The 11,627-nt window shown below is 67.1% G+C and carries 12 protein-coding genes; 2 read left to right on the top strand and 10 right to left on the bottom strand.

Annotation, left to right across the window (positions count from 1 at the left end):
- Positions 1-206: 206 nt before the first annotated feature.
- The 10 genes from tyrS to AMK24_RS14260 all read right to left on the bottom strand — a co-directional run bounded on the left by tyrS (position 207) and on the right by AMK24_RS14260 (position 9,813).
- Positions 207-1,610, bottom strand: a complete 1,404-nt coding sequence (gene tyrS / locus AMK24_RS14305) for a tyrosine--tRNA ligase (RefSeq protein WP_073768675.1) — start codon at positions 1,608-1,610, stop codon at positions 207-209.
- 97 nt (positions 1,611-1,707) lie between these two features.
- A complete protein-coding gene (locus AMK24_RS14300) occupies positions 1,708-2,619 on the bottom strand; it encodes a glycosyltransferase family 2 protein (protein WP_073768673.1) in 912 nt (303 codons plus the stop codon).
- Entirely contained in the window at positions 2,616-3,578 is a 963-nt protein-coding gene (locus tag AMK24_RS14295; protein ID WP_242435152.1) for a hypothetical protein, read from the bottom strand. Before AMK24_RS14295 ends, AMK24_RS14300 begins: the two co-directional genes overlap by 4 nt.
- Before the next feature lie 125 nt (positions 3,579-3,703).
- Positions 3,704-4,468 carry a class I SAM-dependent methyltransferase gene (locus AMK24_RS14290; RefSeq protein WP_242435151.1) on the bottom strand — a complete coding sequence of 255 codons (765 nt, stop codon included), beginning with the start codon at positions 4,466-4,468 and terminating at the stop codon, positions 3,704-3,706.
- Positions 4,469-4,561: 93 nt separating this feature from the next.
- Entirely contained in the window at positions 4,562-5,578 is a 1,017-nt protein-coding gene (locus AMK24_RS14285; RefSeq protein ID WP_073768671.1) for a hypothetical protein, read from the bottom strand.
- Complete coding sequence (locus AMK24_RS14280) at positions 5,575-6,471, bottom strand: radical SAM protein (RefSeq protein ID WP_073768669.1); 897 nt, start codon at positions 6,469-6,471, stop codon at positions 5,575-5,577. Before AMK24_RS14280 ends, AMK24_RS14285 begins: the two co-directional genes overlap by 4 nt.
- The gene (locus tag AMK24_RS14275; RefSeq protein ID WP_079190516.1) at positions 6,465-7,616 is read right to left on the bottom strand and encodes a hypothetical protein; all 1,152 of its coding nucleotides are present in this window, start codon (positions 7,614-7,616) and stop codon (positions 6,465-6,467) included. Before AMK24_RS14275 ends, AMK24_RS14280 begins: the two co-directional genes overlap by 7 nt.
- 17 nt (positions 7,617-7,633) lie before the next feature.
- Positions 7,634-8,635, bottom strand: a complete 1,002-nt coding sequence (locus AMK24_RS14270; RefSeq protein ID WP_206780345.1) for an alcohol dehydrogenase catalytic domain-containing protein — start codon at positions 8,633-8,635, stop codon at positions 7,634-7,636.
- Positions 8,635-9,441 (bottom strand): HAD family hydrolase, encoded by an 807-nt coding sequence (locus AMK24_RS14265; protein WP_158072154.1) that lies wholly within the window; start codon positions 9,439-9,441, stop codon positions 8,635-8,637. The genes AMK24_RS14270 and AMK24_RS14265 overlap by 1 nt, the downstream gene beginning before the upstream one ends.
- 174 nt (positions 9,442-9,615) lie before the next feature.
- Positions 9,616-9,813, bottom strand: coding sequence for a hypothetical protein (locus tag AMK24_RS14260; RefSeq protein ID WP_073768661.1), 198 nt, complete (start codon positions 9,811-9,813; stop codon positions 9,616-9,618).
- Positions 9,814-10,025: 212 nt separating this feature from the next.
- Here AMK24_RS14260 and AMK24_RS14255 point away from each other — a divergent pair, with 212 nt between their 5' ends.
- Positions 10,026-11,066 carry an AAA family ATPase gene (locus AMK24_RS14255; RefSeq protein ID WP_073768934.1) on the top strand — a complete coding sequence of 347 codons (1,041 nt, stop codon included), beginning with the start codon at positions 10,026-10,028 and terminating at the stop codon, positions 11,064-11,066.
- Positions 11,063-11,623 carry a guanylate kinase gene (locus tag AMK24_RS14250; protein WP_073768659.1) on the top strand — a complete coding sequence of 187 codons (561 nt, stop codon included), beginning with the start codon at positions 11,063-11,065 and terminating at the stop codon, positions 11,621-11,623. Before AMK24_RS14255 ends, AMK24_RS14250 begins: the two co-directional genes overlap by 4 nt.
- The last annotated feature ends 4 nt before the right edge of the window (positions 11,624-11,627 follow it).

Below are 11,627 nucleotides of genomic sequence, written 5' to 3'. Positions count from 1 at the left end.
GATCGTGTTACGAGCTCTAAGGACGAATCACCGGCCCTTGCACCCGCGGATACCCAGCTCGGTGTCCAAGCGGCCCAGTAGGCCAACTCTGTGCAGTAGTCCCGCCTTTGCTACTCCGGAGAGCTACGCCTGCATCAGGCTCTGTGCCACAGAGGCCAACCAGAACGGCGCCGACTCACGTTGGTGAGTCGGCGCCGCGCCTGATCTCAGACGTCGATGCGGGCGACCTTACGGCCGACCTTGAGGTACAGCTCGGCACCTTCGAGTGCCCCAACCTCGCTCACGACCTCACCGAGCGTCTGCTGCACGGACGCCTCGGTGAGCGGCGTAGGTGCCTGCTCTCCGTCCGCCTCAAGGATCAGACGAAGACCCTTCTGCTGAGCCACCCGGCGCACGGCGGAGATGCTGGGAGCGAAGTCCAGCGTGCGGCTGATCAGCGCCCCGAGCGTGTCCTCGGCGTGGTCCTTCAGGGAGATGACGGGGAGGTTCTGGGCGTCCGCGAAAGAGCGCTTCGAGAAGCGCGCCGTGAACTCCGCGCGAGCGGCGGCAGCAGCGTCCAGGCCGTGGAGGGCGGCCACCACCTCGCCGGCGAGGATGCGCTTGATCGCCATCGGGTGCGCGGTTCCCTCCTCCAGACGCTTGGTGATCACGCGGATCTCGTCGTCCGTCCACTCGGTGAGTAGCTGGAGGTACGGCTCGGTCAGGTGGTCGGGGATGGACATCAGCCGGCCGTAGACGTCATCGGGCGACGCCGTCAGGCCCACGTAGTTGCCCTTGCTCTTGCTCATCTTGGTGCCCGTGCCGTCGGTGCCCTCGATGAGCGGGGTGGTGATGACGACCTCGGGGTCCTGCTCCGAGATCTCCATGACCTTGCGGCACATCTGGAGGTTCAGCAGCTGGTCCACACCGCCGAGTTCGACATCGGCGTCGATGGCCACGGAGTCCCAGGCCATGACGACGGAGTACACGAACTCGGCGACGGACAGCCCATGGCCGTCGGCCAGCCGGGTGCGGAAGTCCTCGCGCTGGAGGGACATGGAGACCGGTACCCGGGCAAGAACCCCGACGAGCTCCGGCAGGGTGACCTTGTTCAGCCACTCGCCGTTGAAGCGCAGGTCGGCACGCTCGAAGTCGATGAACGGCGTGACCTGCTGCTGGTAGCCGCTCAGGTTGCGGGCGATGTCCTCGTCGGTGAGGGGCGGTCGATCCGAGGACCGTCCCGATGGGTCACCGATCTTGGCCGTCACGTCACCGATGATGAAGACGACGTGGTGGCCCATCCGCTGGAATCGGCTGGCGATGATGATCGGTACCGCGTGGCCCAGGTGGACGTCGGGCGAGGTCGGGTCGATGCCGTACTTGACGACGAACGGGCGTCCGGCGGCCTGCGCGGCTTCGATCTTCCCGGCGAGTACCGCGGCCGAGGGGATCAGGTGGTTCGCGCGCCCCTCGACCAGTGCGGCCTGCTCCTCGGGGGAGAGGTCGGAGAGGTCCAGGGAGCGCCGTGCTGTTGTCTCGCTGAGCAGCTGCGCGGCCGTATAGTCCGCGCCCAGGTCCGCTCCATCGAGGATGTGCATGACACGGGTGACAGACTCGCTCAAACGGCTCATGGCGCTTATACGCTCCTGGGTCGGACAACTGGCCTGACCAGTAGGGATTGGAAGCGGCAATTTTATCATCGCAACCCCCGTCGCATCACCGAAATGATCACAGTTCAGCCCGCTCTCCCTGGGTCGTCGAGAGCTGTACCAGCGGCCGGCCCACGGTCACACTGGAGAGGGAGCGGAGCCACGGGGCTATTGGGTCTCGGGCTTGGAGCGTGGCGATGAGCATCCCTGGAAGGAAGGTCATGGCGCGGAGGTGCTTCTTTCGCTGCAGGGCGGATTCCACTCTGTGCCCGGAAGCGAGTACGCGGAAATGCTGGGAGATCCTCCTGAGCTGGCGAGTCGTCGCCCAGGTGGGAGGGTTCCCATCCATCATGCGGAGCCGATCCGAGAGTCCCAGACACACCTCGGCCCGATAATCCTGCGACAGGCCGGGCGTACTTCGGTCGGTCATGCTGTGCGAGTGGACCCGATAGAAGGTCAACGGGTCCTGGAGGACGTCACCGCGGCCAGCCTCCCGCAGCGCGTGGAAGAAGATCTCGTTGCTCACCGGAAGGAGGCTGAGAGCAGCCTCGCGATGGACCACCAACGTGCTCGTGTTTCCGCCCGGGTGCGGATCTTTCAGCTTGGGGTTTCCGTTTGAGTCGACGACGTTTTCCCAGTGCTCGATGAACAGCGTTTCACCCGTCATCGCCTCGGCGCACGTACGGAGCTTCGATGAGTGGAACCAGTCATCGGCGTCGAGCGGAGCCACCCAGTCGCCTGTGCTGAGGAGAAAAGCGTCGGTCAAGGTTTGGCCGAAACCTTGCTGGCTCCTCCGGATGACCTTGACGTTCTTTTTGTGGCGACGGCATACTTCCTCAGTTTCGTCGTTGGATCCGTCGTCGATGACGATTATTTCGTGAAGGGCGAAATTTCCAGGCTCCTGTTCCAGGCAGCTTGTTATGGCCTGGTCGAGATATCGGCCGTAGTTGTGGCAAAGGATCACGCACGAAATACGCGGAATGGCGCTCACCGGTCACCCCCGTACACGCGGGCGTAGTCGTCCAGGATCGTCCTGTGTTCCTGGATCCTGTAGTCGAGGAACTCGCGGTCGAGGCGGCGGGGCCTGGAGTCGAGCCGTGCTGCCGCGTTCTCCAGCGCGGCCAGGAACTTCTCTCCGAAGAGGTTGGGATGCCCCTGCGACCAATCGAACCATTCGGGTTCCTCGACGAGCCCCTTGTGCCGCTCGTACTGCTCGGGCAAATGCCCAGTGAGGGAGCAGACCGGAAGCAGGTTCAGGTCGAAGGCCAGTTCCAGCTGCCCGGAGTGACTCCCCCAGAGGTACGGCAGCAGCAGGGAGTCCGAAGCCAGCCCGGCTCTGACCACTTCGTCGTCCGTGGGATACGGGCGCATGGTGAGGCGGATACGGGGATCGTGCCGGGCCGTCTCCAGGAGCAGCGGGGCGCGGCCGGCGTCAGCGAAGTCCGCAGGGCTGAACGCGCGCAGGAGGACGTGGAGCGTGCTGTGGGGATCCGTGATCCCCAGGCTCCAGTTGGCCATGGTGGACAACTGGTCCCGGCTGGCCCGGGAGGCACCGAACATGAGGTACCTGGCTCCCGGGTCCCTCGCCTCGCGCTCCAGGTCAGCCAGCGACTCCGGGGCAGCGACGTATCCGTGGGGGATGACCGTTGCAGTGACCCGCTCGCCGAGGACCTCCGTCAGCTTCGTGACGGATCCCTCAGTGAGACAGACCCAGCTGACCTCGGCAGATCGGAGCAGCCGCAGCCGCTCCACGAAGCCTTCGGCGTTGCCGACCATGGGCCGGGTGTCATGGGCGGTGAAGACCACGTTGACCCCGTAGCCCAGGCACGCGTCGAGCAGGCGCTCCAGGGTGGCGATGTCCTCGAAGTCGATATGGTGCAGGTGCAGGACGTCGAGCCACGTGAGAGGGCCGTGTTCGAGGAGCCATGCGGCGCTGACCGCCTCTGGCACAGTCTCGCCCGTGGGAATCTCTGTCCCGTTCAGGATGTGGAAGTCAGGGCTCTGGAGCTTCCACGCGTACGGGGTACGAGCCGGCAGGTGAACGACACGCAGGCCCCTGGACCGGGGAACCGCCGTCATTGTTCTCCCACCTCCGTCCCTTCCACGCCGACGAGGAGCAACTGGGTGGACAGACCGTTGGAGGCGTCGTCGCTTCGGGTGAGGCCCGCGTAGTGGATCTCGAATCCGGAGGCCCGCAGCAGTGCCTGGAACTCGTCGCTTGCCCACTCCCGCACATGGCTGGGGTTGCGCGGCGGTCCAGGGGTGTCGTAGCCGCTGCGGCACTCACGGGCCGGTGTGGACAGGACGGCAGCGGCGCTGCCCTCCTGCAGCAGGGCCAGGATGAGGGACAGGGCCGGGGCCGGGTCCACCAGGTGCTCGATTACGTCGGAGCAGATCACCACGGACCGGCGGACGAGGTTCGGGTCGAGCGGCAGCCGCTCTGCCGATTCGAGGTCCGCCTCCACCCACTGTCCGAAGGGGTGGTTGTCGTGGCACCAGCGCAGGTTGTCTCCGAAGTCCACGCCGACGAAGGTCCAGTCGGGGTGCTCGGCGGCGAGCGAGGCCAGCTTGCCTGCCTGCCCGCAACCGATGTCGATCACGACGTCACGGCCGAGCTCCTTGGCCCGTTCGGCGGCGTAGGGGTACACGTCGGGCTGCCAGGTGACGGTGTCGTCCGTCTCGTCAAGGAAGTACTCGACCTCGCTCCGGCTGCGGTAGCCGCGGCGAATGAAGAAGGTCTCGGGGCCGCCTATCAGCTGCGAGGACTCGGAGAGGGCCGGGGGCTGCGGGGCATCGGGGCCGGTCAGGGGCTGTGATGTGGTCGTGGTGTCCGCGTGCACAGTCAGACTCCTTGCTTGCTCGGGTGTGTGGTGCGGCAGAGGGCACACGGCCTGCTACAGCCGCGGGTTCGGCGCTCCCTCGGAGGGGGCCTGCTACTTCGGCCAGCGGGAGAAGAGCGTGATCAACCGCTCGACGAGCTCCTCGCGGATCCCACGCCACTCCCGGTCTCCGGCGCGTCGCGCGGCGGAGGCGCGGTCGTACTCCGCCTGGCCGACCTCGGGCAGACACGCGTACATCTGGAGCAGGGCCGACCCGTCGTCGGAGGGTGCCGAGTCGGTGTCCGCCGCCAGCAGGGCCCTGATGTCCTCGGCGGGCATGGAGCCGTCGATTCCGGAGCCGGGGATGCTCTTACTCATCTTCGGCAGGCCCCCGAGGCCCGGGATCATCTTGGTGTAGATGCCGGCCAGCCGGTCTGCGGGCAGACCCCAGCGTTCCGCCCCGCGCCGGGCGAGGGCGACGTACTTGTGCTCGTCGACGCCCAGGGACACCAGCACATGCCGTCCTTCGCGCAGCAAGTGCACGAAGTCAGCGGCCATCAGCAACGTGGCCTGCTTCATACCGTAGTTGAGGTGGTCGAAGACGCCGTGGTTGCGGTAGAGCCCTGCGAGGTCCTCCTCCGCCCAGTGGAAGTCGTCGTCGTCCAGATGGCGCGAGAGGAGGAACGCGGTGGCCATGACGTCGGTCTCGCCCTCTTGGCGGCGCAGTACGCCGCGCCCCGGGTCGAAGCCAAGTCCCAGTGCGAACTCCTCGTACTGGTCGGCCAGGCGGCGCACCGCGTCCAGCGGTGTGCGACGCGCGTTGTAGGAGTCGAGGTCGCCGAGCACGACCTGCACGTCGAGTCCGCACTGCTGGAGCTTGACCGCGCGCAGCAGCTGGAAGAGGGTACCGGCGTGCGGCGGGCCGCCGAGTCCGACGCCAGTGGTGACGATCGCCGGCTGCCCCCCAGAGACGGCGTCCGCGAACTCCCGCGCACCGGTGTGGCACACCCACTTCGTGTGCAGGTCGCCGGGGCTCATCCCCGCGAGGGCGAAGTCGATGGTGCCGAGGCCAAGGTGCTCGTACTGGTGCTGGTCGATGACGCTCTCGTAGTACGCGGTGTCGAACTTCATGCGATCCCCTCCAACTGAGGCTGCTCTCGTAGGGCGAAGGCTCGGCGGACCAGCGGCTCGAAGCCGTCGGCCAGCAGGTCCCCGATCACGGCGTTGCGAGGTGCGGCGACGCTGCCGAGGTCCGCGGTGACCGTTCCGTCGGCGAGAACCCAGACGCGGAACGGGTACGGGTCCTCGGGCGCCCGTGTGGGCTGGGCGAAGATCTCCACTGGGGCGACGGCGTCGCGCACCCCGTCCACGGCCCGGACGAAGTCATCACGCTCGAAGCCGTAGAGCTCCGCCTTGCCCGCGCTGGCACGGCCGATGGGCCTGTACTGGGAGATCAGCCAGTACTCGACCTCCGTGCGGTCAGCGATGCCGGTGACGAACTCCGCGAGCCGCGGCAGCTCCCGCACGGACGCGGCTGTGGTGAACGTGTTGAAGGCGAGTCGGCGCCGGTCGGCGACGAGGAACTCGGCGTTGGACCGGAACCGTTCGAAGTAGCCCTGCCCGCGGAACCAGTCGGCCGAGTCCGCCTCCGGACCGTCGATGGCCAGGGAGTAGAGGGTCACGTGGTCGCGCACCCCCGAGTAACGGTCGCTCAGGAGCAGACCGTTGGTGTGGAGATTGGTTTCGAATCCGGCTTCCCGCGCGTGCCGGAGGGCGACCTCCAGGTGGTTGTCGTAGGGCATCACGGGGTCGCCGCCGGTGAACACGACCCGGTGGGCTTCGGACTCGGTGCGGACCTGGTCGATGACCCTCCGGACGGTGTCCGGTTCCGTCTTGACCCGGTTGCGCTCCCGGTAGCAGAACCGGCACACACCCGGTGAGGCGCTGGTCGGTGCCAGGTCCCAGGCGTTGCAGTCGGTGTTGAGGACCAGGTGAACGATCGCGAGTTCGTCGTGCGTCAGCATGGGGCCTTCTCCTTGTTGCCAGGGCTGACCAGGAGGGCTGTCGGGGTGACGTGCCGAAGGAGCGAGCGGAGCTTGTCCGGGGCACCGCCGGTGAGGCGTACAAACTGCTGCAGCGTGTCCAGACCCGCGCCGGCGTCGATGATCGTGAGTGCCGTGTCGATGCCGGATTGGACGGTGGGCACCGACTCGGACATCACCATGAGCAAGGCCGCGTTGAGGGCGACCGCGTTCCGCGCCTGACTGGTGTCATGGCCTGCCAGTACGCGTATCGCGGCGGCGACGTTCTCCCGAGGGTCCTCGTGTTGGGTGACGGACATCAGGTCCTGCGGCATCGAGGACGCGCCCTTGCGTACCTCGTCGTTGAAGGTCAGGTCCTCGTCGCCGGCGTTGATGCGACAGGCTCGCACGGTGCTTCCGGGAATCAGTTCGTCGACCTGGACCGCCTTGCCAAGGCTGGAGTTGATGACCGTCACGTCGGGCAGGCCGAGTCTGGAGAGCAGCCGGGCGGAAGCGCCGACCGCGGGGTGCGAAAGGCCGTACACGTAGGCGGAACAGGTGGCCGGGCTGAGGAGGGCGGGGAACGCCAGGCTGAGGGCGTGCACGGCCTGGAACCTGCCGCCGTAGCGACGGTCGAACTCGGGCACGCGGTTCTCGATGGAGAAGAACCCGAAGCCGGTCTCCGCCGTGATGTCGACCATCTCCTGGTGCGGCACCATGTCGCTCGTCGCGCCCACGAGGTCGATGAAGTCGCGGGACCCGGTCTTCGACGACGCGCTGCGCGATCCGAGCTTGGCGACGTGTGCTCCCCCGGTGGCCGCCACCAACGCGGCGGCGGTACTGAGGTTGATCGTCTTGAAGGTCTTCTTCCCGCTGCCCGTGTAGCCGACGAACCGCATGCCTTCCGGCGGCTGGTGGAAGTCCCAGTTGCTTCGGTCCAGGGAGGTCGCGGCCTGGACAGCGGCCTCGACCTCCTCCAACCGTGGCCCCCGCAGGAGCAGTCCCGTCAGGACGCTTCCCAGCATCACGTCGCGCGTGTGGCCCTCCGGTAAGGCGAGAATGCGCGTGATCCCGTCGTGGACGTCCTGGGGTGGAATGTCGGCAGGTGAGTTGATCTTGTGGGCCAGCAATGGCGTTGTGACTGCCATGGCGTGGGCTCCTTCCGTCACGTGTCGGATGTGAGCAGGACCTTGAAGGGGCGATGGCGGGCTTCGTTGTTCAGGGCCGCCAGTCCCTGCGGCAGTTCGCCGAGGGGAAATCGGTCTCGGGTCATGAGGGCGACCCAGTCGCCGCCCTTGGCGATGACGTCGATGGCGTCTCGGAAGTCGTCATGGCCGTCCGCGCGGCAGTACGAGAAGGAGCCGCGCAGGGTGATCGAGCGACGGAAGACATCCCGCAGGGGGACCGAGAGAACGACGCGGGGCGCGTAGGCATTCTGGACGAGAACCGTTCCCCCGTCACGAACAGCCTTCAGCGCCTGGCGTATGGGGGCGTCGCTGTGACCAGACGCGGCGTCCACGACGGCGTCGCACGCCGGCAGCTCGGTAGAGTGGAGAGTGACGTGCCGGTCGAGGACGTAGCGCAGTTGATGCGATCGCGAGGGTTCCCTGACCAGCATGTGCACGTCCCACCCCGCCTCCGCCGCGCAGATGGCCGTACACACCGCAAGGACGCCGCCCCCGATGATGCCGAGCCGCCCCATGGGCACACGTAGCCCGCAGCGGACTCCGTGCAGGGCCACCGCCATCGGATCGGCGAGGACTCCGTGCGCGGGATCGTGCAGGTGGCGAAGCGGGACGATGCTGCCGCGGGGCGCCCGTACGCAGGCAGCTAGACCTCCGGGAAGATCCCACCCGATGCGCAGGAGTCGTGGGCAGAGGTGGACATGGCCGCGGTCGCAGTAGTGGCACGAGCGGCAGGAGACCAGCGGGTCGATTGCGACCCAGTCACCTGTCTCCGTGTCGACACCGACGATCTCGTGCCCGGGGTACCACGGTTCCGGCAACTGTCCTTGCCAAGGGTGATTGAGCTTCGCGACGTCGCTTCCGCACAATCCCGTGAAGCGTGTCTCGATGAGCGTCGTGTCGGGTGCCGAGGACATGGCGACCGGAGCGGGGAGTCGGCTGAGGACTCCGTTCTCAACTGCCCACGCGTACGGGCCGGTCATCACTGCCCCCATCTGTCCAGCAAGGTGGGGAGAGCTTCCACATTGGGTATCGCCCCGCCGGACCAGGCGGTCTCGCCGAACGCGAGGCCACTCGGCCCGCCCCGACGCTCCACGCGCACGGCACGCATGCCGGCCCGCTCTGCGCCGGCAAGCTCGTCACCGCCGCCATCGCCGCAGTAGAGGGCCTGCTGCGGGGCGACACCGAGGTCTCGGAGGACCGCGCGGAAGAGCAGACGATCGGGCTTCACCGCACCCGCCCGGCAGCTGAACACGACAGCCTCGAAGTGTGGCGCGAGGTCGCTTGCGCTCCACGCTTCGGCGATGTCCGGGGACGCGTCGCTGAGGACGGCCAGCCTGGTGTCACCGCGCCGAAGCTGCTCCAGCGCTCGCAGGAGAGAGGCATCGGCCTGGAGACGGACATGGGCGAGCTGGGTCAGGAGCACTTCCAGCTCATTCACACAGGCCGCAGAGGCGTCGCAGCGGGCGACGAGGTGAACCGCCACCTCGGTGGTGGACGCCATCTGCCCGTCGTGCCTCGCCTGCCAACTGTCGGACAGCACCGACTCGGCGACCGCCGGGGATACGCGCAGGATCGCAGCGAACTGGGCAGCGGCAGCCCTCCGCTCGACCACACTCGGGGCTGCGACGAGCGTGCCGAATAGATCGAGTATCACTGCGGTCGGGCGTGGAGCCGGAGCAGCAGAACTCCGCTGGGGTGAAGGGCCAAGCAGCACGTCGCCCACGGGATGTGTGGCGGGCGCGGACAGGCTCGTCGACATGGAGGTGCACGTCGGCGGATAGCGCATGGTGAGGCTCCATCGGTAGATCGGTGATCTCGTGCAGAACCGAACTCTCCGGCTGGCTGGGCTGCGGCCAGATGACGTCTTCTCGGGCGTCCGACAGACGAGGAAGGAGGACTTGACGGCCATCAGGTCGAGGCCACGCTGGGTCGCCAGGGCCCGGTGATGCCGGCGGCACGCTCACAGCCGTAGCCCTGACAGCAAGCCGGCGACCGACGCCGTGACGTCCTTCACGAACGGGCCGACGGTGCGGGTCCCGGCGAGATACAGACCGAAAACCGAGCACACAACGGCGTGACCCGCCTTGAGCCCACCTCCGCGGCACAAGAAGACGATCACGATGCCGAGGAGCAGCAGGACAGCAACATCGACAGCCACCGCGGAGCCCCCTTCGATCTCGGACGAATAGTGGAGACCGAGGCGGGTACTGGGACCACCGCGTCGGTGTGACCATGACAGCGGCTCGGAGCTGTGCGGAGTATCACAAGCCGTTCCTGAAGCTGCTCATCAGCAGCTCATGGCTGGCCGACCTGACTTTTCAACATCCGCTTACACACGGGTTCATGACAGGCAGACTTAGGCTCCGGATCATGACCAGGGATGGGCAGGCGGTAGGTGCGGTGGGTAAGAGTCGCCCGGGGTGGCGCCCGGACAAGTTGAGACAACAACGCGAAGCTCACGGCCTGACGCTCGAAGGCGCGGGCGAGCAGCTGCGCGAGGTGGCCCGGGCCGCGGGGCTCACGGTGCCGGCCGCCAACTTTCAGACGCTGTGGCAGCACGAGCAGGGAGAGGTCTACCCCGGACCGCACTACCGTCGCGCGTACTGCCTTCTGTACCGCGCGACCGAGCCCGAGCTCGGCTTCCGTAACGCTCTGCCCGACGAGGCCACGAAGCTCAAGTTCACCGCGTCGAGCGAACCGCAGAACGGCGCCCACGTCCTGGCCGTGGAACGGGCGTTGCACCAGCTGGCACCGAGCGCGGAGGACGCCGACGGCTTGGGCGTCCAGCAGCGAATCCTCGACGCTTGGAAGCGGCGTCACACCGGCGGTGATCCGAACCGGCCGACACTGATGATGGTCGGCGGCTACGCGGGCAGCGGGAAGTCGGAGTTCGCCCGCTTCGTATCGCAACTCACTGGATGGCCCGTCCTCGACAAGGACCCGATCACGCGCCCGCTCGTCGAGCGCCTCCTTGTTGAAATGGGCAGCGAGCCCAACGACCGGCACACCGACCTCTACCGGGAGAAGGTTCGCCCGCTGGAGTACCAGTGCCTGCTGGAGACCGCGTACGCGAACGTCGACTGCGCGATCAGCACCGTCCTCTCCGCACCCTTCATCGCCGAGACCACCGACGCTCGGTGGATGCGGCGCCTGATCAACCGCTGCGAAGCACGTGCCGTCACCGTCGCTGTCGTCTGGATTCAGTGCGACCTCGACACGATGCACGAGTACATCAGCTTCCGGTCCGCAGCCCGGGACAGCTGGAAACTCCAGAACTGGGACACGTACGCCGCCGGGATCGATCTTGAGCTGCGGCCCGTCGTGCCGCACTTGGTTGTCGATAACCGGCTCGGCTCCGCGATATCGCTGACAGACCAGGTGCGTCAGGTCTTCGGGACAGTGTTCCAGTGAGGCAGGGCATCCTGCTGTACGGGCCGCCGGCGGCGGGCAAGGACACGATTACGGCGGCGCTCACCGAACTCGACGAGCGGTACGTACTGTTCACCCGGCTGAAGATCGGGACCGGGAAGACTCAGGGTTACCGGATGGGCACATCAGAGCAGCTGACCGCCCTGGAGGCACGCGATGATGTCATCTACCGCAACGACCGGTACGGCAACATCTACGTCGTCGACCGCCCCGGCCTCGACCAGGCCATGGAGGGCGGCAAGACCCCAGTCGTCCACCTCGGCCAGCTGGCGGGGATGGAGCAGGTAACCGCCTTTTACCCGGCGCGCTGGGTGCGCGTTCTGCTGTGGTGCTCCAAGGAGACCACCGGTCGACGCTCACCACAGCGCGGTGACACCGACACGGCGGCCCGGCTGGCCGCCTGGGACGCCACTCAGGCCGATCTTGCGGCTCACCCACGGGCCCAGTGGGAACTGCGCGTGGACACGGATGCGACGGCACCCCGTAAAGCCGCAGAGAGAATCGACGAGATCGTCCGCGCCTCGTCACCTCGTTCCTGAGGGC

The organism is Streptomyces sp. CB02366 (genome assembly GCF_001905905.1).
GTDB lineage: Bacteria > Actinomycetota > Actinomycetes > Streptomycetales > Streptomycetaceae > Streptomyces.
Note: the sequence above shows the minus strand (reverse complement) of the source record. Positions and strands in the feature narration are given on the sequence as shown.

Bases quoted from the DNA above. Each gene is read 5' to 3' on its own strand.
- tyrS (WP_073768675.1), bottom strand. From the start codon at position 1,610: ATGAGCCGTTTGAGCGAGTCTGTCACCCGTGTCATGCACATCCTCGAT.
- AMK24_RS14285 (WP_073768671.1), bottom strand. From the start codon at position 5,578: ATGAAGTTCGACACCGCGTACTACGAGAGCGTCATCGACCAGCACCAG.
- AMK24_RS14280 (WP_073768669.1), bottom strand. From the start codon at position 6,471: ATGCTGACGCACGACGAACTCGCGATCGTTCACCTGGTCCTCAACACC.
- AMK24_RS14275 (WP_079190516.1), bottom strand. From the start codon at position 7,616: ATGGCAGTCACAACGCCATTGCTGGCCCACAAGATCAACTCACCTGCC.
- AMK24_RS14270 (WP_206780345.1), bottom strand. From the start codon at position 8,635: ATGACCGGCCCGTACGCGTGGGCAGTTGAGAACGGAGTCCTCAGCCGA.
- AMK24_RS14265 (WP_158072154.1), bottom strand. From the start codon at position 9,441: ATGCGCTATCCGCCGACGTGCACCTCCATGTCGACGAGCCTGTCCGCG.
- AMK24_RS14255 (WP_073768934.1), top strand. From the start codon at position 10,026: ATGACCAGGGATGGGCAGGCGGTAGGTGCGGTGGGTAAGAGTCGCCCG.